Source organism: Opitutia bacterium ISCC 52 (assembly GCA_014529675.2).
GTDB lineage: Bacteria > Verrucomicrobiota > Verrucomicrobiia > Opitutales > UBA2995 > UBA2995.
On sequence record CP076040.1, the window covers coordinates 1667308 to 1690972 of the forward strand.

At 50.0% G+C, this 23665-nt stretch carries 16 protein-coding genes; 6 read left to right on the plus strand and 10 right to left on the minus strand.

The features are described from left to right. The first annotated feature begins 376 nt into the window (after nt 1–376). Nucleotides 377–1348 (plus strand): aldo/keto reductase, encoded by a 972-nt coding sequence (locus tag GA003_07190; protein QXD29744.1) that lies wholly within the window; start codon nt 377–379, stop codon nt 1346–1348. Beyond that, nucleotides 1345–2364 carry a zinc-binding alcohol dehydrogenase family protein gene (locus GA003_07195; GenBank protein QXD29745.1) on the plus strand — a complete coding sequence of 340 codons (1020 nt, stop codon included), beginning with the start codon at nt 1345–1347 and terminating at the stop codon, nt 2362–2364. The genes GA003_07190 and GA003_07195 overlap by 4 nt, the downstream gene beginning before the upstream one ends. A gap of 29 nt (nt 2365–2393) precedes the next feature. Here GA003_07195 and GA003_07200 read toward each other — a convergent pair whose 3' ends face one another. Further along, nucleotides 2394–2861 carry a hypothetical protein gene (locus GA003_07200; GenBank protein QXD29746.1) on the minus strand — a complete coding sequence of 156 codons (468 nt, stop codon included), beginning with the start codon at nt 2859–2861 and terminating at the stop codon, nt 2394–2396. Between the two features lie 350 nt (nt 2862–3211). On the opposite strand from GA003_07200, the gene GA003_07205 reads away from it, so the two are divergent. After that, entirely contained in the window at nt 3212–4201 is a 990-nt protein-coding gene (locus GA003_07205; GenBank protein QXD29747.1) for a transposase, read from the plus strand. 322 nt (nt 4202–4523) lie between these two features. On the opposite strand, the gene GA003_07210 is transcribed toward GA003_07205, so the two are convergent. The 3 genes from GA003_07210 to GA003_07220 form a co-directional block, all read right to left on the minus strand. Further along, a complete protein-coding gene (locus GA003_07210; protein QXD30365.1) occupies nt 4524–4766 on the minus strand; it encodes an amidohydrolase family protein in 243 nt (80 codons plus the stop codon). Further along, nucleotides 4718–8977, minus strand: coding sequence for a c-type cytochrome (locus GA003_07215; protein QXD29748.1), 4260 nt, complete (start codon nt 8975–8977; stop codon nt 4718–4720). The genes GA003_07210 and GA003_07215 overlap by 49 nt, the downstream gene beginning before the upstream one ends. 375 nt (nt 8978–9352) lie before the next feature. Further along, nucleotides 9353–10774: a sulfatase gene (locus GA003_07220; GenBank protein QXD29749.1), complete on the minus strand. Its 1422-nt coding sequence runs from the start codon at nt 10772–10774 to the stop codon at nt 9353–9355. A gap of 354 nt (nt 10775–11128) precedes the next feature. Here GA003_07220 and GA003_07225 point away from each other — a divergent pair, with 354 nt between their 5' ends. Continuing rightward, nucleotides 11129–12490 (plus strand): calcineurin-like phosphoesterase C-terminal domain-containing protein, encoded by a 1362-nt coding sequence (locus tag GA003_07225; protein ID QXD29750.1) that lies wholly within the window; start codon nt 11129–11131, stop codon nt 12488–12490. Nucleotides 12491–12520: 30 nt separating this feature from the next. Here GA003_07225 and GA003_07230 read toward each other — a convergent pair whose 3' ends face one another. The 6 genes from GA003_07230 to GA003_07255 all read right to left on the minus strand — a co-directional run bounded on the left by GA003_07230 (nt 12521) and on the right by GA003_07255 (nt 20234). Beyond that, nucleotides 12521–13357, minus strand: a complete 837-nt coding sequence (locus GA003_07230; GenBank protein QXD29751.1) for an alpha/beta hydrolase — start codon at nt 13355–13357, stop codon at nt 12521–12523. Nucleotides 13358–13374: 17 nt separating this feature from the next. After that, nucleotides 13375–13737 carry a hypothetical protein gene (locus GA003_07235; protein QXD29752.1) on the minus strand — a complete coding sequence of 121 codons (363 nt, stop codon included), beginning with the start codon at nt 13735–13737 and terminating at the stop codon, nt 13375–13377. Nucleotides 13738–13749: 12 nt separating this feature from the next. Further along, the gene (locus GA003_07240) at nt 13750–14472 is read right to left on the minus strand and encodes a hypothetical protein (protein QXD29753.1); all 723 of its coding nucleotides are present in this window, start codon (nt 14470–14472) and stop codon (nt 13750–13752) included. Continuing rightward, nucleotides 14469–15920, minus strand: coding sequence for a PQQ-like beta-propeller repeat protein (locus tag GA003_07245; GenBank protein ID QXD29754.1), 1452 nt, complete (start codon nt 15918–15920; stop codon nt 14469–14471). The genes GA003_07240 and GA003_07245 overlap by 4 nt, the downstream gene beginning before the upstream one ends. 41 nt (nt 15921–15961) lie before the next feature. After that, nucleotides 15962–18427, minus strand: coding sequence for a c-type cytochrome (locus GA003_07250; GenBank protein ID QXD29755.1), 2466 nt, complete (start codon nt 18425–18427; stop codon nt 15962–15964). Nucleotides 18428–18707: 280 nt separating this feature from the next. After that, nucleotides 18708–20234: a sulfatase gene (locus GA003_07255; GenBank protein QXD30366.1), complete on the minus strand. Its 1527-nt coding sequence runs from the start codon at nt 20232–20234 to the stop codon at nt 18708–18710. Nucleotides 20235–20427: 193 nt separating this feature from the next. Here GA003_07255 and GA003_07260 point away from each other — a divergent pair, with 193 nt between their 5' ends. After that, a complete protein-coding gene (locus tag GA003_07260) occupies nt 20428–21876 on the plus strand; it encodes an arylsulfatase (GenBank protein ID QXD29756.1) in 1449 nt (482 codons plus the stop codon). A gap of 11 nt (nt 21877–21887) precedes the next feature. Beyond that, on the plus strand, nt 21888–23579 hold the full coding sequence (locus GA003_07265) for an arylsulfatase (GenBank protein QXD29757.1): 1692 nt from the start codon (nt 21888–21890) through the stop codon (nt 23577–23579). Nucleotides 23580–23665 lie beyond the last annotated feature (86 nt).

The following is a 23665-nucleotide window of genomic DNA, read 5'->3' on the forward strand; positions in this document are numbered from 1 at the left end:
TGCTAGTTTAGAAATTTAATAACCCACCGATCATTTCAAGGTGAAACATAAAAACATAAATGAAAATTTGTTTAAATTCTGACAAGAGAAATGAATCGTCGCCTTGTCAATGATCCAGAAATCACTTTCCGCCTTCATTAATCTCGAATTTACAACTCCGCCTTTAGGCAACCTTACACACGTCATGCTTCCTTCTTTATTTCACGACGGTGAGAGAAGTTCGTCTTTGCTATGCACGACAAGATGTGGAACGGAGAATCTATTACGCTTTGGGGTGTAGATCCCTGGAGCGGATTTGAGCCATTGTAGCTCAAGTCCGATAGTTACCCTCTTGTGATCCCTTGACATCTCGGCATTGAAGCGAGCAAATACTCCTATGAGTAGTGATCTATCAAAACTTACACTCGGTTGTTGGGCTCTTGTTGGGGGAACGGAATGGGGGGATCAGGACGAAACGCTTTCGATCGATACCATCCATGCGGCCATCGATCATGGAATTACTTCCCTGGATACGGCACCCATGTATGGAGGAGGAGCTTCTGAGCGGATTCTAGGTAAAGCTCTCAAAGGCAAGAGAGATCAGGTGTTTATCGCAGACAAGATATCCCCCGGTGTATCTAAAATAGCAGATGTGCAAAAAGCCTGTGACGAAAGCCTGGCATTGCTCCAGACCGATGTGATTAACCTCATGCAGGTTCATTGGCCGGACCATGATGTCCCGTTTGAGGAAACGATCGCTGCTCTCAAAGCTCTCCAGGAAGCAGGTAAAATCAAGCATGTTGGCGTATGTAACTTTAGTGCGATTGATTTAAGAAAATGGATCTCCCTGGGAGGAGAAGTTTATTCGAATCAATTGCCATATTCACTCCTCAGTCGCGCTATTGAATTTGATATCATTCCTCAGTGTTTGGAAAGCAAGGTGGGTGTTCTGGCCTACAGTCCCATTATGCAAGGTTTGCTTACAGGTAAGTTCAAGACGGCCGATGACGTTCCGGATGGCCGTGCTCGCTCACGTCACTTCAACACTGATCGTGCATTAGCACGGCACGGGGGTCCTGGTTGTGAGGAGGATACGTTTGTAGCCATTGCCGAAGTCGGCCGTATCGCTGAGGAAGTGGGTGCGTCGATGACGGAAGTTGCGATTGCCTGGGTAAGCCAACAAACTGGACTTGCTTCCACGATTATAGGCGCACGTAATCCGGACCAAGTAAAAGAAAACGTAGGAGCGATGGAGCTTCACTTGAGCGAAGACATTTTAACAAGCCTTGCTGAGGTCACGGACACAGTTAAAACATTTTTAGGCCCCAATCCCGACCTTTGGTCACCTGAATCCCGATATGCTTTATGAAAACGGTTATACTAAAACAACCTGGTGAATTTGTATTTGAGGAAACTCCCGAAACGCCTCTGCCAGGTCCTGGCGAAGTGCGCGTGCGGGTGAAGCATGTCGGTATTTGTGGTACCGATATCCACGCCTATCATGGCAGGCAGCCGTTCTTTGATTATCCACGAATCACAGGTCATGAACTTGGAGTGATCACAGAGGCTCTGGGTGAAGGAGTTGAAGGCTTGGAAATTGGGCAGCGTTGTTCAATTGAAGCGTATTTGGCTCAACCGGGAGACCTTGCATTCTCCAGAGGAAAAACCAATTGCACTTCGACCACTCAATGTATGGGCGTCCACGTGGATGGTGGCATGCGAGAACTGTTTATTGTTCCGGCCAACAAAATACATACCTCCTCTCTCAGTACGGAGCACCTGGCATTAGTTGAGATGCTCTGTATTGGAAATCATGCGGTTGAACGAGCAACGCTCTTGGGTGATGAAACGATCGCTGTTATCGGAGCAGGACCTATCGGACTCGGCGCCATTCAGTTTGCGCGTCAGTCCGGAACCAAGGTAGTCGCGGTGGATATTTCGGAAGAACGCTTGGCGAAATGTAAGGCGTCCTTTCCCGATGTCGAAACCTTGCAACTGACTCCTGGAGGTGAATCTCTTTTGGAAGCGTACGTTAACCAGTTTAATGGGCGCCCGGAAGTCGTCATCGAATGTACCGGAAACAATCACTCTATGGAAGCGGCCATTCTACTGCCCGACTTTGGTGGCAGGTTGGTTTTTGTGGGCATCTATGATGGAGACATCAACTTCAATGATCCCGAGTTTCATAAACGCGAGTTGAGTTTGATCGGCTCGCGCAATGCTACCGCTAAGAATTTCAAAGATGTAATTGCCCAGCTAGAGGATGGTAGTGTGAATCCGGATACGTGGATTACGCATCATTGCACGGCAGAAGAATTCCCAGGGTTGATTGAAGAGTGGCTAAAGCCGGAGTCGGGCCTCGTGAAGGGGATTGTCTCCTTCTAGTGTGCCAATGGGATGGCACCGGCGTTAGCTTAGCTGCTGCTTGCTTCGAAAAAACGATTGAAGGCTGAATTTGAAGCCGACTCAATCCAGGACTTGTCGCCTGTCAACGCAGCGGCAGTCATGGCACCTTGAAGTGAGCAATAAATCCATCGTGCACTCTCTTTAAGCTCTTCTTCGGATTTTAGATGGTCAGGAACTGAAAGAGCTTTTGTAAGCCAATCAATATTGGCTCCAACGAAATCGATAACTGCGTTTTTTACCTTCTCAGGCATGACTTCCACGTCTTTTGAAAGCACTCCACAGAGGCAGGCTTGACCGGAATCTTCAAAGGCTTTTTGAAATACCTTACAGTAGAGACGTAGCTGATCTTTGGGAGTACTTTCGGAGGGTGAAGGTTCACCCAATGCAGTTAAAAAATTAAACGTGTAACGGATGGCTACTGCTAGAGCCAGGTCTCCCTTCATCGGAAAGTGTTCGTGAATCTGTGGTAGTTCCAAGTTGAGTTCCTACGCGACTTCTCCCAAACTAAACCCATTGTAGCCACCATCACGAATCATGGATTCAGCAGCGTCTACGATCTGGGTCCGGACCTGCTTCATAGATGTATTCCTTAAGTTGACATTACACAAGCGGTTTCGAGTTACTTTTTAGGTAATTTGCGAGTGCTATTGTCCAAGATTGATCCAACCAATTGTTTTCTCTTCGGGAATGTGTTGTCGGTAACTATCCAGAAGATCCTCAAGCTCCCTAGCTTTCTTGGGAAAGTCATTATGCACGTTTGTACGTAACATATGGGGTCATACCTTCATTCTTAACAAAAATCACTTAAGCATCTTTCTTTATCTGGGTGGCACGGAAGCTGAGAGTAGAGTACCCTGGAGCGTGTTATCACGTTATCAACCGGGGTAATTTCCAATCCAACATCTTTTTATCCAAGGGTGCAGCAGAGGCGTTTGAAAGAACCTTGTTTCAAGCCTGCGAACGCTTTGGTTGGAAACTAAGTGCTTTTGTAATCATGAGCAACCACTTCCACTTAGCAGTGGAAACTCCGGAGCCGAATCTGAGCCTCGGTATGAAATGGCTGCAGGGTACTTGGGTGATGCGCAACAACCGGTTTCGGCGTCGGACCGGACGACCGTTTCAAGGCCGTTTTAAAGGGATCCTCCTCGAACCAGAAGCCCTTGCGCCTGTGACAAGCTATATTCATCTCAATCCTCAAAGAGCCGGTATTGAATCGGTTGAGCAGATGGGGGAATACCGATGGAGCAGTTTGTGCTGGTATCTTAAAAAGCCTCGGCCGGGATTTCTGAATATGGATGCCGTGTTGTCTGCCATTGGTGGTATCAAGGATAGCAAGTATGCTCATAAAAAATACCTCAATTACCTGAAGTTTCTGGCCGAAAACGAACCTGAGAGGAAGGCCTTGGCCTTTGATGAATTGAGTAAGGGGTGGTGTTACGGATCTAAAGAGTTTAAGAAAGAGGCAATTTTGCAAATCAAGGAAAAGGGTGCCGATCTGGACCAATCTGGATTGTTGGGAATAGACTCAGGGAACATTCAGGAAGCTAAAGAGCTGCAGTGGGAATTGATGCTAAAGAAATTGGCGAGGGAGGCTGGAATCGAAATCCCCAAGTTGCCTGATAAGAAGTCTGCTCCCGACAAAGTGATTTTGGCTAGTTTGATGAAGGCGCGGAGTTCAGTCAGCAATGGTTGGCTAGCCGATCGATTAGAGATGGGGCGACCGGCATCAGTGAGTCAGTATGTTGGACGGTTGGAGTTGATAAAAGGCAAGGCGTGTAAGAAAAAGGAAAGAATTCTGTCAAGAATGAAGATATGACCCCTGGAGGGCAAGATGACCCCTTGAGGGCAAGCAGACGAACTGCGTTTTTCCCTAGTATCTTTGCCTGTTCGGCTGCGGAGAGATAGGCGATGTAGCCGCGAGCTCTTTTAAAGGCAGCACGGTAGGAATTGCCGGTGGCATCGGCGTTGAAACCGCCTCCGTAGATCATGCGATCGGGGCTATATTCAGCTACCAATCTTTTGATCACCGGAGTGATGTCTCGGTGGGGGAACTTATCCTGTGGTGGAATAGAGGAGAGTTTAATAATCGTGTTCGGTAATTGTCCCCAGCGCATAACCGTTTCATGTTCCTCCGGAGTTCACTGGAAGGGGCGACCCAGATGGTCGATGATCACCCTTGTCTCCTTGAACTCTTTGATAAGCGGCTCAAATCCAGGAGCATACCTTGGTTCCATGTGAATCTGGACTGCCAGTCCATGATCACTGGCCATTTGCCAGAGTTTGCGCAGTTCTGGTTTATCAAATGTCGTGTCCTGATAACTTCGTGCCTTCGTTAAAGCCTTCCTCCGGGGAGAGGAACCTGCTCCGGGCTGGCCAAGTATTTGATCAGGTCGCTGACATCTTCAAGCGGTAGGGCATCAAAGAGGCCTGCTGGCATGAGGGACTGATTCAATTGTTGTCTTTCTACGATGTCCTTCGGCGAAATCTGAACGTAAGTGCCTCCGGGCATGGCGACCGATATGCGTTCGGGAGTCTCTTCCTGAATCATGCCGCTGATTACGCGGCCATCCTTTAAGTTGAAGGTGTTGATCAGGTAGTCTTTGGAAACCACGGCATTGGGTGCCAATACGTTTTCGAGGATGTAGTCCAGGTTCGCACGATTGGAACCGGTAAGATTGGGGCCAATATCTATGCCGCCTGCGAAGAGTTTGTGGCAAGTGCCGCAGGTGTTTTGGAATACTCTGCGGCCGCGTGAAGCATCTCCGTCAAAGAGGATTCCACGCGTTAGCTTTTCTTCCTTCCACATGTGAATGGCTGCTTCTAAATTCTCGACGTCTTTCACGTTATTGCGACTCCAATTGGATGAGATGAGTGATTGGATCTCCTCGTCTTCATAACGCTCCATTTGGTCCAGCAGTACGGGAGAGATGAGAGAGTCATCCACATCACCGCGATCTACCGCCTGCAACAATGCCAGGGTCATCTCCGGAGAAGAGGCGAGTGTATTGATTGTTTGGTTACGCAATACTGGGAAGAGCTTTTTGACTTTCATGATAAGAGCCTCAGCTGTTTCCTTGCTTGGGAAAAACGCAAGGGTGACAATCGCAGCGTCCTGCATTTCCTTTTCGTTGATGAGTTTTCGCGAAATATTGGCCAGTTCTTCATCACCTCCTGCGAGGAGTAGTTCCATGGCGTTTACACGGTCCATGTAGTCAGCCTTTTTGTCTGTAGCGATCTTGCGCCAGGTTGAGAATGTTTTCTTATCTCCAAAGCGGGTGCTGAGCTGGAAGATGTCGTCCTCGAGGATCTCGGCTTTCTTGGCGAGCGTTTCACCACGCTTTCGTGCTGCTTCCCAGCCTTCGGGGCGGTCAACTGGTGGCAGTTCTTTCAGGGCCAGGATTAACTGCTCAGCTCGTGTTTTGTAGCTTTGTGCGTTGGGAGCGTCTTTCAGTGTGGATACCAGAATATCGCGGCCTGCTTCCTTTACGGCGGCACGCCGGAAGATAAAGTTTTTCAACTTTGTCCAGCGAGTGTTCTCAGCCAAAGCCATAGCGCGTACCGGATATTCACCTACGAGCGGTTCCATGCCATACCAAAGCAGGTAGGGTAGGTTGACGTCATGCGAGTAACCATCGGGTTGTTTGAGTAAAGCTGCTGCGATGTTCCAACGTTGGTCAAGGGGCAAGCGTTGTAATAAGCTAGCCAGGTAACGAAGGGTTACCAGTTCGGTTTCCTCTTTGGCCAGGTCTTCAACGACGGATAGAGCTGAGGCGCTAAGTGCTTGTTTATCCTCTCCTAGGAATTGGAGCGCCCAGGCGCGGACGTATGGATCTTTATCCTGCAGCTGTGTCAGTAAATCGACCTCATCAACTAGCCCGCACACCCAGAGAGACCAGATGGCTTTGAGACGGATGGCTTGGGGTTCTTCTTCTGAGGCCAAGGCTTGTAAGCCTACTTCCACAGTAGCTGTGTCCAGAATTCCGGCGTGTGCCCGTTCTTGCAGAATGCGTTGAGCTTGGCGGGCGTTAAAGGCGTTTACGTCAGTGAGTGTTTCGAGCAGTTCTGAGTCACTGAGCTTTGCAATATCTACACTGACTGGTTTCACATCACCATACCGCACACGAAAGATACGGCCGTTGGTGCGATCCCAGATCTCTACGTTGCGGTGGTGGCAAGTTTGGGCATCGTGCCAGTCGGAGAAATAAAGGGCTCCATCGGGACCGAGCATCACGCCGACACCGATAAAATCGTGATCATTCGTAAACGTAAATCCGGGACGATGCTGAGCGGTATAGCCTGAGCCATTGGGGTTCATTGCTTCGCGAATAATCCGGTGGCCATGGAGATTATGGAAGTAGGCTTCGCCACGATAGTTCTCTGGGAAGGTATCAGCCAGATAGAGCGCCAGGCCAGCGTGAGCGTGACCTCCGCCCATTGCAGAGGTATCAGCTGGGGCAGGGGGGCGAAGGGCTTTATTTTCACGCCAGAATGCGTGCTCCGTGATCTCACCGGCATAGTGCCTGTGATCGGCGATGGTATCAATGCTCTCAAAAATGTAGGGATTGAAATGCGAAGCTGAACCCTGCCGAATGTAGCGTCCACCTTGTACCATATTGTAGAAGTGGGGGATCACACAGGCACTGATAAAGAAGTCGCCCTGTTCATTGAAATCCACGCCCCACGGATTACTGGTGCCGTAGGCAAATACTTCGAACTCGTCCTTGGTCGGGTGATAGCGCCAAACACCGGCATTGAGCTTCGTGCGTTCGTCGTCAGTAGTTCCTGGTTTGCCCACATTGGAATGGGTGAAAACTCCGTGGGTTCCGTAGAGCCAGCCATCTGGGCCCCAGGTAAAACTATTCAATGTTTCGTGGGTGTCCTGTAGTCCCCAGCCGTCTAAGAGAATCTGAGGTTCGCTGTCAGGCACATCATCGCCGTCGGCATCAGGATAAAACAGGAAGTAAGGAGCGGCTCCTACGAACACTCCTCCAAAGCCTACTTCTAGACCACTGGCTAAGTTGATGTTGTCGGCAAATACCTTGCGTGAGTCGAAGGTGCCATCGGCATTGGTGTCTTCAAAAATAAGAATACGGTCGGTACCCTGACCCTCAGGGGCACGACGAGGATAGGTGGTTCCTTCAATGACCCAGATACGACCTCTGGCATCGAAACACATTGCAATCGGTTGTACAAGATCCGGTTCCGCGGTGATGAGGTCTACCTCAAATCCTTCAGGGGCTTCCATGATCGATACTGACTCTTCAGGCGTTAAATCGATTCTGTACTTATCTTGGGATCGTCCCCCGGCAATTTTCCAGGCTTCAGTCTCAATCATAAATGTATCCGGATCCTGGATATGAATGGTCAATCCGTGTTTGCTGGAACTTACGATGTCAGGACTGCCATCGTTGTTTAAATCGTCGACAAGCACTTCAACGCCAACTCCCGAGTTGTCGTCCACAAAGTGGGGGACAAACGCTACGCCATCTAAACCACGTTTCAGGCGAAACCAATAAACGACAGGATCCTGCAATCCTCCTTCGTCTTTGCCATGGTGGGCATACCAGCGTTTACCCGTGACGACATCTTTTACGCCATCGCCATCCATGTCTTCCAGAGCCAGCGCATGCAGTTGCGAGAAGCTAATGCCTTGAGGGTTGTCGGTGGAACTATTTCCCATGATGAGATGCTCCACGTAATCACCGGAGGAAGTCTTTTCATACCAGGCCAGACCATAACCGTGAGCGTGAAGACTGGTGATCAGGTCGCCATCGCCATCTCCGTCGATATCGTAGCCTAGAATCTGAGCTCCGCCACGCGAGGGGCCTTCGTGCCAGGTGTGTTGAGTCCATTCTGTATCGGCAACCGTGGTGGAACTTCTAACTCTGCGACGGTTTGTTGCCCGACCTGAACCGGAAGAGACTTTTTTAACTTCGCCAGATGGCTGTTTGAACCAATGTTGTTTTCCCACTACATCCAATCGCCCATCGCCATCCATGTCGATCACGCCTAGACCGTGGTCGAATTTTCGCGACATGCCATCATCTGAAACCGCCGTCCAATTCCAGCGTGCGGTTGGATCATCACCGGCTTCATAGTATCCATAAGCCGTTCCTCTTACAGAAACCATTTCTGGCAGGCCACCCGGAATGAGATCAATAAAATGTGGCGACTCATTACTGATGTCATCAGCCAGGATCTTCATCGCCCAGCGATTGACTGACCCTGCATTTCCGGGATTGATATAGAGACGAGCTTCCTTGGCTGGAAAGCCATAGACGAGAATGTCGTTTAAACCATCGCCATTGATGTCGTGAACATAGCAGAAGAAATTGTCAGAGTAGGAGCGGATATTAAAGGGTTTCGGTTCGTAAAACTCATGCTTCTCTTCAAACTCCGGTCCCTTATACCAGAATGGCCCACTGACCAGGTCACCTTTGCCATCACCATCGATGTCTCCAAAGGCGGCACCCTCGGTGTAGAAGTCATGGTGCAGATCTTTAGAGTTCCAACCGGGAGCCGCAAAGAGCGTAACACAGCTACTACCAATTAAGAGGAGGTTTAGGAGTAAGAATCGAGAGCGAAACATCATAGTGTATGTAGGGTAAATAGATCAGTAGTATAATAACGATGAGCGACTGGTTTGTCTGGGGCTGTTTGGTCAAAATCTATTAGATCTTAGTCATGGTATATGAGTGATTGTATTTTAGGCATACGGTAAGATCGGCGGTTGCCGACGAACACAGAGAGGACACATCTACAAGCAAAGCGCAGAATAACAGCCACCTCTTGTCGCTGGAAATTGTATTAATGTAGCCGCCGTTGTGAGACGGTGGACATCGATCGTTCTGTGATCGGACACCTCGGCGATGTGTCCCTACCTTTCGATTCGGGACTTTCCTCTGTAGGAGGTGGCTTGCCGCCGAATTGTAATACATGAGGTTCATGTCTTTAAATAGGGACGTTTCTATTTTCCTCCGAGTGGACGGATTTCTGTTCCTTCTTTGTCTGAGTCGCCCAAGGTCTTGCGGGCTTCATCCGCGAAACGTTTCAAACGAGCCACGATATTCGGGTATTGGTCGGCTAGGTTGGTGGTTTCTCCAACGTCGGTTTCCAGATTGTAGAGGCTCAGGCCAATCTCTTTTACTTCTTGCCCATGACCGGGTTGTCCTCCTCCGCCTCCGCTCCAGACAATGTAGTTTCCAGGAAAGATGAGTTTCCATTTTCCGCCGCGGACCGCGCTGAGTTTGCGACCCGACCAATAGAGGAATCCGCGTGTATAATTCGAAGGTTCCTTGCCCATGAGGAGATCACTGATATCGATGCCGTCTACCGGACGGCCTTTGGGCATGGGCGCGCCCGCTAGCTTGGCAAAGGTCGGAAGCAGGTCGATGGTGGAGGCAAATTTATTGCTGATCTTCCCTTGTTCGATTTTGCCCGGCCAAGTCATCACGCCTGGCACACGATAGCCGCCTTCGAAGAACGTTCCTTTACCTTGGCGGAGTGGACCGGCACTACCACCATGATCGCCATAACGTAACCAGGGACCATTGTCGGAAGTGAATACTACCAAGGTGTTTTTGCGAATGCCATGATCGTCGAGTGAATTGAGAATCTGGCCGACACTCCAATCGATTTCCTCGATCACGTCACCGTATTCTCCCCGCTTGGTTTTACCTTCAAACTCATCGGTGGTGTAGAGTGGCACGTGAGGCATCGGGTGGGGGAGGTAAACAAAGAAGGGCATGTCTTTGTTTTTCTCAATAAATGAGACCGTACGTTCTGTGATTTTTTTGGTGTGATACTTTTGGTCTTCGGGGGTGATCTGTTTTTTGATGACCTTCGTGCCTTCGTAAAGCGGAAGGATAGGGAAATTGTAACGCGTTCCGATCTCAGGATGCAGTTCCCACATGTCGTGCGAATAGGGCACTCCATAAAATTCATCGTAGCCCTGGCTGGTCGGTAGGAATTCCGGCTCGTGACCCAGGTGCCATTTTCCGAAACAAGCTGTGGCGTAATCTTTTTGTTTTAACACATCGGCAATGGTCCATTCGTCGGGATGCAGACCCGTCTTAGAATTAGGGCCGAAATTGTTGTTCACACTCACTCGCTTGGGGTAGCTGCCGGTATTGATCGCTGCTCGTGAAGGGCTGCAGACCGCATACCCTACGTGAAAATCCTTAAAGACCATGCCTTCCGCGGCCATGCGGTTTAGGTTGGGAGTTTCATAGCCCTCGGCCCCATACGGCCCAATATCCGCGTAACCCATGTCATCGCAGAAGATGATGATGAAATTGGGGCGATCGTCAGCAGGCCTTGCAGCCTGAAGGAATGATGAAACAATTGAGAATGCCAACAATGTGACCAGGAAACGAGTGAGACGAGTCATAAACGATAGGGTAGAACAGGAAGAAATTCCCGGGTGGTATTCTTCACGGGTGCCAACTATCGGTCAAGCGCGCGTTGAAGGTTGTGCAGTACCTTATTAGGAGTGTGTGATTTCGGCGCTTGTTGGTGTTGCTGCGCTCGAAACGGCGATAGCGTCCTACCTACCTATTTCTACTTCTCTCGTTGTTCTCTTGGTATGTTCGCTAGGTGCGAATCCTGTGTTTGCTAAGAATGCTTATGGGATCGTTTTCGAAGATCGCAATGAAAACGGTGTTCGCGATTCTGGTGAGCGAGGTCTTCCTGCGATTGCAGTTTCGAATCAGCGAGACGTGGTCCTGACGGATGCGGATGGAAAGTGGTCGTTGCCATACGGCGAGGACACCGTTTTCTTGTTATTAAACCTTCTGGTTGGGCTACACCGCTGGACGATAATGACCTGCCCCAATTTTATTATATTCATAAGCCTGGAGGTTCTCCTACCCATTTCAAATATCATGGGGTCGATCCAACGGGTCCACTGCCCTCGTCGATTGAATTTCCCTTTCATAGGCAGAGCGAGCCCGATCACTTTCGCACCATCTTCTTCGGTGACCCGCAGCCAAGGAATCAAGACCAGGTGGATTACGTTGCCCACGATGTCATTGCTGAACTGATAGGTACCGATGCGAAGTTTGGCGTCACTTTGGGAGACATCATGTTTGACCGTTTGGAACTGTTTGACTCGTCCAATACGAACATCGCCCTGATAGGAATTCCCTGGTACAATGTTATCGGAAACCATGATATTAACATGGAAGCGAAAGTGGATTCTGATTCCGATGAAACCTTTATGCGTTACTTTGGTCCCAGCTACTATTCATTTGATTATGGTCCTGTGCATTTCATCGTGCTTGATGATGTAGAATGGGGTCACCGGGAAGGCAGCAACAGAAAATATCACGGTGGCCTAGAGCCCGAGCAAATCGAATTTGTTAAGAACGATCTAGAACTGGTGCCAGAGGAAAGGCTGGTTGTCCTGATGATGCACATTCCACTTGGAGAAATTGGGAATCGCGCCGAGTTATATCGCCTGATCGAACACCGCCCTCATACCCTTTCCCTCTCGGGGCACACTCATTGGCAGGCGTATCAATATATTGGCAAAGATGATGGCTGGATGGGTGATGAACCACATCACCGCATTGTTACGGTGACGGTTTCTGGAAGTTGGTGGAAGGGGGCTAAGGATGAACAGGGGATTCCTCACACGACGATGCGGGATGGCGCTCCCAATGGTTACGCCATCGTTACCTTTGACGGGGCCGGGCACACCTTTGGTTTTAAGGCCGCTCGTCAGCCTGTATCTTATCAGTTGAGTGTGTATGCTCCAGATGAAGTGGCTTCAGAAGCGCTGTCCCAAACAGAAGTCTATGTAAATGTATTTAATGGGTCCGAAAAATCTGTTGTCCGTATGAAAACAGGAAATCGAGCTGATTGGATTACCTTAAGAAAAGTAGACGAATTCGATCCGCAATACGTGGCCATTCGAAATCGCGAGATGGATAAGAATCCAGATGATAAAAGAGCTCTCCCTTGCCCAGTACCATCCGCGCATTTATGGAAAGGTGCGCTACCAGGTGGTCTTGAATCTGGTTCACATCTTAACCAGGTAGAAGCGAGTGATGCGTATGGACGAGTTCATAAAGGTCAGTGGTTGGTGCGGGTATTAAGGCAATAGAGAGAAGTTTGCCGATCTTTTATTTTAGATTCACTCAAACACACGTGCGTGTTTATGAATGAAAACAGCAACGCGTTCGGGATCTGGATGTGTGAAGTGATGGCCATTTGACTTTTCGGTGCCTGCTTCGACCTCAATGATTTCTATGCTGCCTCCCAGCTCACGGTAGCGATCAGCCAGGATAAATGTGTTTTCCTCCGGGGGGACCACTCGATCGTTCAGAGAGACAATGGTCATCAGGGGGATCCGCGCGTAGGCAATAGGTGCCATTACATCGATAGGATTTTTGTCAAATGCCAGTGCCTCCTCCTGTGTGAAACCGTATTGATCGAGTAAGGTTGCCCAGGTCTTTGGATGACCGATGCCTGCGCCTTGTCCTAGAGGCCAACTTTTGAAATCGCAGACGGGAGTATCGGCGTAAATGCAGCTCACTCGTTCCGGGTGGCGCGATGCCCAACGATAGGCAAACAATCCTCCGCGACTCACCGCTTCGAGAGCAGGTTTTTCAGCTAGTCCATAGGTGCCTGTCATGACCTCGTAAAAGGCATCCCAGTGGTTCGTTGCAGCAGGGCTTCCCAACATGCCATTCGTATCCATGAAGGCGATGTGAAATCCTTGTTCCATTAACAAAAGGTCTTCGCCGGTATGGAAACCTGTAAAACGTGCTCTCCATACCCAGGGCTTTCCGGGGGCTGCTTGATTGGGGACTACGACATAGCACGGACGTCCATCGGCCTCAAAATCATAACGTTGGTATCCATTCCAATCGGATGCGTCACCGGGCCATTTGGTTTGTGCCTGAAGTAGGCATTGAAAAAGGAGAAACGAGCAAAAGATCGCTATTTTGAAGGGTCGTTGGGGGCGCATGATAATCTGCTGCAAAATTATTCAACAAACGGGATATCTTTCCTCGCGGCTGTACCCAGCCAGAGTATGTTGCCATCGATATCCTCTAACTTCATCTCGTAGGCCCATTCTTGGTTCAATGGTTTCTGGCGAACCCTTACGCCTTTCTTCGGGAGCTCTACGAACCAGTCATGGCTACTAACTCCAATCCAAACCCAAGTTGGCTTCTTCTCGCCATGAATTTGAGAGAGCATGATCTGGCAACCGTCTCTTGACACGGCGGCTGCGACATCGCCTTGCCATTCAATGTTGAAGTCCAGTTTGCTGGTATAAAACTCAAGGCTGTCCTTTAAGTTTTTAACCGGGAGAACCGGAACGGTGCATTGGATGAGTTTGTCCATGATGAGAGAGGATTATTTTTTCCCCGCTCGGTTCCAAACTTTGAAGTCATCCATGACGAGGTTCTTGGGAACGGAAATCGCGATGTTGCTTTTAGTCGGATGAGCGAATCCAGGTGAGCGGTGCTCTAACTGAAAAGTGTCGTTCATAAATACGCGTACGATGTCCCCGTCCAGCTCGAACATCAGCTCATGCCAGGTGTCCGGTTTGAGATGGATGGGGGACTTCTTTTCGGTCTTCGCAATCAGTTGTTTAAGCTCTGGACTGGTTTCGCCAGCTTGTCGACGTTTGCGAAGTTCCAAGTTCATCGAGCCGTTCATCTGGTCGGCCACGGACACTTCCTTGTTGGTTACGCGCACCGTGCATACGTGGCCCGCATGAGCAGTCTTCAACTCGTTATCGTTAAAGTTCACACCCAGGCGATCTCCTTCACCGATTTTGAAGCGCATTGAGATCGTACAGTCGCCCAAGGCAATATTGTGCTTAAAGGAGACCGCATGGTTGGCATGCTCAAGCCGACGAATCTCCAAGGCACCACCCTTTAGGTAGACCTGTTTCTTTCCATCCGCTCGCCAGGCACTGTTGGTTGTCCAACCATTGCCGGGAGCATCTTCAGTCTTCGATCCATCGGGACGATCAAAGGAATCGGTAAAAACAAGCTCAGCTGAAAGTGTGTCTCCGCCAAAGAGTGTGAAGCAACTTAAGGCAATCGTTAGGAGAAGAGGATTATTTCTCATAGATTACCTACCGCGATCAGACTCTCGTAGGTTCTCAAGTAAGCCACCTCATTATAAAACAAGGGGGTTGCGCGATAGGCACCCAGCTTGTTGCGGGCGATTTCCTTAAAGCTGCGACCTGGCTTAAAGATGACCATATCTCCGTCTTCCGTACCGTGGTAGATTTTATTATCCGCACAGACCAAAGTCGGGTAGGCGGTTCCTGAAACACCTTTTAGGTGTTCTTCGTAAACAACTTTGCCTGTGTCTGCTTCCAGGGCGGTTATCACACTTTCCTGCCCGACCACATATACGAGGTCATCGTGGACGAGTGGTGAACTGTAGTACCTGTCTTTTGCTACGGCCGTATTCCAGAGTAGATCTAGTCCCTTCTTTTCCAGGCTCTTTATTGTGCTGGGTATTTTGTATGCATAAACATTGCCGTCTTCTTTACCTACGCCATTGGCAGCATAGATGACTCCATTGACCAGGGCAGGGGTGTTGAAGATGGCCCAGCTGCGGTCGCGGTTGATCTTAACCAGTCCGTCGTGGAGAATCTTTCCATCGCTGACGCGAATCACTTCTCCTCGTGGCGCGAACATAAAGTATTGGCCTTCGATTTGGAACGGTACCGGAGTTCCGAATACAACTTCAGAAGGTGTGCTCCAGAGGATCTTTCCAGTCATCGGATCCAGCGCGTGGTGATCGTCAGCCCGGATGATGAGTTTGCCATCGATGATTTGAGGCATGGTGGATCCACCCCAGTTGTGGTCGGGGTGATCGATGAAACTGGTCCACAAGCGATTGCCCTTGAGGTCGTATGCCACGACGGCTCCAAAACCATACTGAACATATAGGCGCTCTCCATCGTAGTGAGGGCTATAGGACGTATAACCGTTGGTGGTGTGAGCCGGTGGCATGTCGAAATTCTTGTAGAAGGGCTGCTTTCTCATCTCAGCTGCTTTCTTGTTCAAGCCATCCATTTCTGCCTGTTTGTCTTTCAGGTTTTGTGCGGCTTGATTGTTGTCAGGATCTCTCTTTACCGAGGCTTCCAGACGACGAACAACATTGCGCAGTTTACGGGCGTCCTGCGTGTAATTGTCGATATCCGCTTTGTAAGCTTGCAGCTCGGCCTCCTTGGATCCGCTCACGCCGTGCAGGGTGAACAGGTCATTGCTTTTTTGCCAAATGACCTTTCCAGTTTTGGCGTCGGCGCAAATCAGTTGATCCGGTTCTGCGGTGAAGAAAAGTTTCCCTTCGACCAGGATGGGAGTCCCGTTGCTTTTCGAGTCTAGAGGAATGCTAAATACTTGATCCGACTTCCAATCCGTTGGAGCGGATTGCACCTCGTAGGTGCCGTTGTGATTGCCACGCCAGACGGGAAGATCAGCCTGAGCCAGTGGTGATGTTAATAAGCCAATAGCCAGGTACTGTATGAGTTTTCTTAGGGTCGTGAATGAAGTATGCATGTAATGTAAGGTTTTTTTCTTAAGGTAAATTCGTTGATAACTTAGTTATCTGAAAAGTCGATAAGTTCCGAAACCTGGTAGGCGCCTGTCTGAGCTGCGGTCAGATCGCGGTTTCTTTGAATGTCGCGGGACGTAACAGGAGAGGCGCTGTGATTCCACGCCCGGCGAATATAAGTCATTGTAGCGGCGAGCTCATCATTGCTCATCATGCCGATCGGCGGCATGGAAGGGAGGATCTTGGGTGACTGATAAGTTTTCCCGTTCACATCGATGGAACCTTCGAGCCCATGTAATAAAATGCGGGCGAGACGATCGGGATGGCCGGTGACCCATTCGGAGTTTACGAGAGGCGGTGCTAACATAATAATGCCTTCCCCGTTGGCTCCGTGGCAGGATGCGCAAAGGCTGCCGTAGATCGTCTGTCCTTTGGCGAAAAGTGCTTTCTCTTTGGAGGAGAGTGCTGTGGCGGATTTCTCTTTGCGAGTGGAAGGCTGATTTCCCGGCCATTGTAAGTAAGTCAGGAAACGAGGGTCTTTGATTCCCGGAGATTTGGGAAACTGCAGTGGCTTATCGCGTTCGAGCAATGCGATGAGTAGGCCTTCTCGAATCGCAGCAGCCTGCCAGCTGCTTCCGAGAGCCAGTTGAAATAAATGACCGACCTCAATGGAGTTTTCTCGACGCAGGGCAGCTGCAGCCAGTTCCTGGATAAGCAGTTTTTTGCTAGAGGATTCCTGACTCCATTCTTCGAGGTGAAGTAGCTGGTCCAGGAAATGAAGCTCTTGTTTTTCTAAACCACTCAGTAATGCTTCACGAATGTGAGGATTCTCATGGTGTTGGGTCGCAATCTGTAATCGAGGTTGATGGCTTGCCTGATGATCAAATTCGTCCAATGCCAGCACACGATGAAAGGTGCGTTCGACGTTTTCCGTTTTAATCTTCGAAAGGGCGGCCGAGATTTGTTTGGCATTGGCACCACTCTTTGCTTGGCGAGCGGCCACTGCACGAGCGTGGATGGCGATTTTATCGTGGGAATGGTTGATTAAATTTAGTGAAAGCTCGAGGGTATCAATACCCATACCGTCCAAAGCCCAGAGTGCGTGAATGGCTGCCAGTGAGTCGGATCCATTTGCCAATGCTTTAAGAGGTGCAATGGCTTTTTCAGGACGTTCCCAAACGAGCCACTGCTGAGCCTTATCTCTCACCCAACCGTTGTTGTGTTTGAGTAGTTCGACCCACTGCTCAGGAGCGAGTTTGTTAAAGTCTGGAAGGCTATTTCCGTCATGGCTATTCGACTGGATCCGGTAGATGCGCCCGAGGTTGATAGGTTGCTCCAGTTTGCGTCGTTCACTCTCGCGACGAAGGAAAGGAGTCATGAAGTCCGCTTGTTGGATAATACCTCGATACATATCCACAACGTAAAGGGCCCCGTCAGGTCCGCCAGAGAGTGAAACCGGGCGAAAACGTTCATCAGTCGAGGCCAGGAAATCGCGATCCGGGTAGGCGTTGACGCCTGAAACGGTCAGCCCTTTATCGACGATCAGATTATGCTTAATGGTATTGGCTGCTGGGGCACAGACGAAGGCATCGCCCTTGAAATGACTGGGGAATGCATCACCTCGATAGATCCAGGGCGAGCAGGCTGAGGCGAAACGAATCAGTTTCCCTTCTGTATCCAAAACGCCAGGTCGATAACCACGGTTGATCGCAGTGTTCATGCGAATCGGATAAACAAACTGATCTGTGGATACCGTGGCGTTGGCCGAAAGGGTGGGTTTGAAATGGGGGTTTCGAGTCAGGGTGTTAGGAGGAGCTATATCGGCATGCAATTGCGACCAGTGAAAATTGTAGAAGAGTCTTCCGTAGTCGTCCTGGGTGATTCCCCATTGTCCGCGGTTCTCTGTAGCCTCGGTCACCCAAGCTCCATCAACACGTTTGTAGCGTTTGTTCGAGCGGGAATTATAGATCCAATTATCTAACCCGATAAGTAGCCCGTTGGGTCGGTGTTCAACGCTGCCATGAGTCGCATACTCGGCATCGATCAACTCTTTACCATCTGGAACGAGATCTCCATCTGCGTCTGACACGAACCAAAGCTTGTCATGCTCTGCCACCAATAGGCCTTCTTGAAATACGCGCATGGCACGCGGCAAAACCAAGTCGTCGAGGAACCGAGTTGCTTTGTCCATCTGGCCATCTCTATCCGTGTCTTCCAAAATGGAAATACGACCGTTTTTTTCAAATTGATCGGTGGCATCGATATCCATCATGAATCCCCGCATTTCGCAGACCCACATGCGTCCGTGGATATCCCAATCTATAAGTACCGGATCCTCAATCGTCGGTTCCGAAGCCACCAGCTCAATGTTGAAGCCGTCGACGAGCACAAAGCTTTGAAGGGCCACCTCCGGCGAACGAGGAGGGGAGAGCGACGGCTTTATCCCCGATGGTAAGTCTGTTTCTGATTCGTATGTTTCCTGCGCACCCAGACCGAAGGGCAGGAGGGACATCAGTAGAAATGCAGAATATCGGGGTATGTGGACAAACATCAGGGGTATGTGGGTGAAAATGGAAACTAGCTCAGATGAAAATGAACTTAAATTGTAGGAGCAAATTTATTCGCGACCTGACGGTCCTTGGTATACTAGTCGCTCAGATAGATGGAACAAATTTGGCCAATTTAGAATTTTCAAAGGTAAGCGGGTAAGGCAAGCGCGTCCTCGCGGTGCCGCCTTTCAGAGTAAATCGTTGTCGGCATAGCTGGAAGCTATGGCCCTACCTTTTATTTATTCACGCCGGATCCTCCTTCGGCACTCCATAGTTCTTCTCATGTTGTTCTAAAGTCTTCTTCAAACGTTTGACGATTCCCTGATAGTCCGCGTTCTCATACACGTTGTTGATCTCTTGAGGATCCTCCTCGAGGTCGAAGAGCTCCCACTCGTCGGTGATGTAGAAATGCATGAGTTTGTAGCGATCGTCACGTACGCCGCGGTGGCGGGCCACCATGTGCGGACCTGGATATTCATAGTAACGGTAATAGATACTCTCACGCCAGTTGGAGGGCGTCTTGCCTTTGAGGATTGAAACGATGGATTCGCCGTGGAGATTCTTGGGTGACTTAAGTCCAGCTACTTCCATGAAGGTGGGGGCGTAGTCAATATTCTGAACGAGGGCTTCAGGTTTTGATCCCGGTTTGATCTTACCGGGCCAGCGAGCGATGAGGGGCATGCGGAGTGATTCTTCATACATCCAACGTTTGTCGAACCAGCCGTGCTCTCCCAGGTAGAATCCCTGGTCGGCGGAATAAATGACGAGCGTATCATCGGCCGTACCTGATTCGTCGAGCGCAGCAAGCAATCGACCGACCTGATCATCGATCTCTTTGATGCAGCGGAGGTAGTCCTTGATGTATTCTTCGTATTTAAATTCGAGCAGTTCGAGGCCGGTCAGGTTGGCTGCTTCAAAGCTTCTGTTGCGTGGGCCATAAAATGCATCGAATGCTTTACGCTGTTCGGGAGTCAGGCGTTTGTAGTGTGGATTTTGAATGTCGTAAGTGACGAGTGGAGGATTGATTTTGAGGTCATGCTCGTATCGCATGTGTCGACCGATCTCCATTTCCTGATGCCAGAGAGGAGAGGAGCGCGTTTCGTAAATATCGTAGAGCGTATCCGGTTTGGGAATGACTGCATCTCGCAGATAGTCAAATTGATCCGTATCGGGCATCCAGGTACGGTGAGGCGCCTTGAATTGGCACATGAGGAGAAAGGGTGAGTCATCACTTTGCTTTTTTAGGAACTCGATGCTCAAATTGGTAATGGCCTGAGTGGAATGACCGGGAATTTGGATCATGCCATCGGGTGTTCTGAAATCGGGATTATAGTAACTGCCCTGTCCCGGGATGACTTTCCATTCATCGAAGCCGGTCGGCTCACTGCCCAAATGCCATTTGCCAAAAATCCCGGTATTATATCCGGCCTTTTGTAGCTCCTTGGGAAAGGTCCACTGGCTTCCGTCAAACCCGTCCTTTGGCTTCAGCTCTGGATTGTTTCCGTAAAACCCGTTGGCGTTACTATGCTTGCCGGTAAGTATGGTGGCTCGGCTGGGACCGCAGATGGAATTGCCACAAAAGCTGTTGTCGAAGATTGCTCCTTGCTCAGCCAAGCGGTCGAGATTGGGGGTTAGGTCGTGGGCTTGGGCAAAATCCTGCAGCCAGGACTCGTAGGCACCGATGGCCTGGATGGTATGGTCATCGGCAAAAATAAAGAGGATATTGGGGGTCTTTGCATGGGATACTCCAGCCCAGCTTAGGCTGAGCAGGGTTAGGAAATGAATCAGGGTAGATAGATGTCTTAGCATAGGCTTCTTTGCTTAGGAGAAATTCGAGGGCTGGCAAAACTTTTAATTCTGGCCCGATAAATGCATTTTAGTCTTTGCCGATTCTCAATCATGCCTTTGGATCGTTCTTCGTCTCACTCGAATGCTAGAACGTATTCCTTCTAAAGAACTACCCATGACTAGAATTATACTGATTACCCTGTTTTCTATCTTTTCTTTCTGCGGTCTTTTCGCAAAAGACCCCAACGTCCTCATCATTCTGGTGGATGATTTTGGTTACGGAGATCTTAAGAGTTACAATCCGGACTCGAAGATCCCAACGCCGCACCTCGATCAACTGGCCGCGGAAGGCATGCGCTTTACCGATGCCCATTCGGCTGGCTCACTCTGTCACCCGTCACGCTATGGTTTATTGACCGGGCAACTGCCTTACCGCATTGATTATTCGAAGTGGCCTCAGCATGGCCTGATCGATCCTGAGCGAACCACGGTTCCTTCTCTATTGAGGGGGCAGGGTTATAGCACAGCCATGGTCGGGAAATGGCATTTGGGTTTTGAAGAAAATGGTTACGAAAACCCTCTACCAGGTGGACCCGTTGATGTGGGGTTTGACAACTTCTTCGGTATTCGGGCTTCAACGGATATTCCGCCTTACTTTTACATCGATGGAGACCGAGCGCTAGTTCCGCCCATCGATCGGATTGATAATAACTATAGTGATGACGGATGGACTAAGATCCAAGGTGCATTCTGGCGTGAAGGGGGTATCTCACCGAATTTACAATTGGAGGATGTCTTGCCACGCTTCACCGATGAAGCCGTAGGCGTGATTCGTGACCATGCTCGCGAAGATTCGGGTAAACCTCTATTTCTTTACCTTGCTTACCCGGCGCCGCACACGCCGTGGTTGCCATCACCGGCTTTCCATGGACTGACCAACAATATGTATGGAGACTTCACCGCGATGGTCGACTACATGATCGGCCGTGTGCTGACTGCGCTTGAGCAATCCGGCATGAAAGAAGAGACCTTGGTCATCTTCAGTTCTGATAATGGACCCGTTTGGTATGACAAAGATACCGAGCGCTACGACCATGCTTCGACCGGTGGTATGCGCGGAATGAAGGGGGACGCTTACGAAGGTGGACACCGTATGCCATTTATCGTCCGTTGGCCGGGTGAAGTGGAAGCGGGTTCGGTAACAGACCAGACCATTTGTTTTACGGATGTCCTCGCTACCATCGCCGATGTCACGGGCCGAACGTTGAAAGAAGGTGAAGGTCCCGATAGTTTTTCATTTCTCGAAGCGCTCAAAGGCAATGGTGTAAAGCACACCGATGCTCGCGCTCCTCTCGTCCTCCAATCTGCTCGTGGCCATTTTGCCATTCGCTCCGGTAAATGGAAATACATCAATGGTCTTGGCTCCGGTGGTTTCTCAGATGGATTCAGTGCTGCCTACAAAGCAGTAAAGCCAGGTCCGAACGACCCCACCGCCCAATTATACGACATGGAAAAAGACCCCCAGGAGACCACCAATCTTTGGAAGAAAAATCAGAGTGTAGTGAAGCGCTTAGCCGCAGAACTCGATAAGCTCGTCGAAGTCCAACAGACTCGGGAGTATTGATGGGGAATTGTATGGCTGGAGATTCTTTTGCTGTAGGAGCGGGTTTATCCCGCGATCCCTTTGTAAAGCCTCGAAACAATCGGGGCATCAAGCCCCTCCTACAGTTGTTCAGCCTATTGGCTCTCTGCTCTCCGCTCTTCGCTGCGGAGCCTCCGCCTTCGCCCAACATCCTCCTTATCGTCGCCGATGACCTTGGCTACAGTGACCTCGGTTCCTTCGGTGGTGAAATCGACACGCCCAACTTGGACAGTCTGGCTGCGAATGGCGTTCGGCTGACTCAATTCTATAATACAGGCCGCTGTTGTCCATCTCGTGCCAGTATCCTGACAGGTCAGTATCCGCATAAGGTCGACCTGGGGCACATGACAATCGATCTTGAGCGACCTGGTTATCGCGGGCGTGTATCAGAGGATGCCCAGACTATAGCCGAGGTGTTAAAGCCAGCCGGTTACCGATCTTTTATTGCGGGTAAGTGGCATCTTGGTACGGACGATCCGACGCAACATGGATTCGAAGAATTCTACGGAACCCTCACCAGTGCCAAACGTTTCTTTGATCCGGATCATATCCTGAGAAGGCCGGAAGGCCGAACGGGCAGGCCATACGCCGAAGGTGAATTTTATGCCACCGATGCCATTACGTATCATGCATTGGATTTTCTGGATCTCGCTCGTGAGACACCGGATCAACCTTGGTTTTTATATTTAGCGCACCCGGCCCCGCACTTTCCCCTACACGCCCCGAAAGAGGAGATCGCCAAATATGCCGATCGTTATTCAGAGGGGTGGGACGTACTTCGTGAAGAGCGCTTGTCCCGCATGAAGGATTTGGGGATTGTCGATGGATCCACCGAATTAAGTCCTCGGTCACCGTGGTGGAACTACGGCGAAACGGAAACCGGTTTCAACCCGGCCTGGGATGCGATTGATGAACCTGGTCGAAAGGAAGATCTGGCCCGACGTATGGCCATCTATGCCGCCATGGTCGATCGCATGGATCAACAAATCGGCCGGGTGTTGGAAAACCTTAAAGCCAATGGCGAGTTTGAGAATACCTTGATCGTGTTTACCTCCGATAACGGCGCCTGTGCCGAGTGGGACTGGCGGGGCTTTGACGAGCGCTCCAGTAATATTAACCACCTGCATGAAGACCTGGATAGCATGGGTGGTTCCGGAACGTTTCATAGTGTGGGTTCCGCTTGGTCGAATGTCTCGAACACGCCTTGGCGGATGTACAAGCATTATAACTACGAGGGAGGTATCAACTCCCCCGGCATCATTCATTGGCCAGCTCAGTTGTCGGGAAGGGCAGGGCAATTGTTTCATAGCCCGACGCACATCATTGACCTAATGCCGACCATCGTCGCTGCAACAGGTGTGAAATATGAAGGCCAACTCCCCATGCCCGGGGAGGACTTGGTGGCACAACTGGATTCCGATCCTTCCGCTTTCCGAACCCTTTACTTCGAACACGAAAGCAACCGAGCGATTCGTGAAGGAAACTGGAAGCTGGTCGCATTGAAGTATCAGCCTTGGGAACTCTACAATATGACCACCCTTCGCACTGAAGGAAAAGATGTCTCAGAAAAATACCACGACGTGGTATCGCGACTCAGTTCCAAGTGGGACACCTGGGCAGAAGAGAATCACGTGACGCCGTTACCGAAAGATTACAAAGTCAAATATTTGCCGAAGATTGAATGAACGGCGCTCTCGCCGCCGCGAGGTCGCCCTACCTAAAATACAGAAAAGGGAGGGCTCGATCGCCGAGCGAGCCGTTTCATAATGAA

Coding starts and splice junctions, on each gene's coding strand:
- GA003_07190 (QXD29744.1), top strand. CDS start 377: ATGAGTAGTGATCTATCAAAACTTACACTCGGTTGTTGGGCTCTTGTT.
- GA003_07195 (QXD29745.1), top strand. CDS start 1,345: ATGAAAACGGTTATACTAAAACAACCTGGTGAATTTGTATTTGAGGAA.
- GA003_07215 (QXD29748.1), bottom strand. CDS start 8,977: ATGATGTTTCGCTCTCGATTCTTACTCCTAAACCTCCTCTTAATTGGT.
- GA003_07220 (QXD29749.1), bottom strand. CDS start 10,774: ATGACTCGTCTCACTCGTTTCCTGGTCACATTGTTGGCATTCTCAATT.
- GA003_07230 (QXD29751.1), bottom strand. CDS start 13,357: ATGCGCCCCCAACGACCCTTCAAAATAGCGATCTTTTGCTCGTTTCTC.
- GA003_07235 (QXD29752.1), bottom strand. CDS start 13,737: ATGGACAAACTCATCCAATGCACCGTTCCGGTTCTCCCGGTTAAAAAC.
- GA003_07240 (QXD29753.1), bottom strand. CDS start 14,472: ATGAGAAATAATCCTCTTCTCCTAACGATTGCCTTAAGTTGCTTCACA.
- GA003_07245 (QXD29754.1), bottom strand. CDS start 15,920: ATGCATACTTCATTCACGACCCTAAGAAAACTCATACAGTACCTGGCT.
- GA003_07250 (QXD29755.1), bottom strand. CDS start 18,427: ATGTCCCTCCTGCCCTTCGGTCTGGGTGCGCAGGAAACATACGAATCA.
- GA003_07260 (QXD29756.1), top strand. CDS start 20,428: ATGACTAGAATTATACTGATTACCCTGTTTTCTATCTTTTCTTTCTGC.
- GA003_07265 (QXD29757.1), top strand. CDS start 21,888: ATGGCTGGAGATTCTTTTGCTGTAGGAGCGGGTTTATCCCGCGATCCC.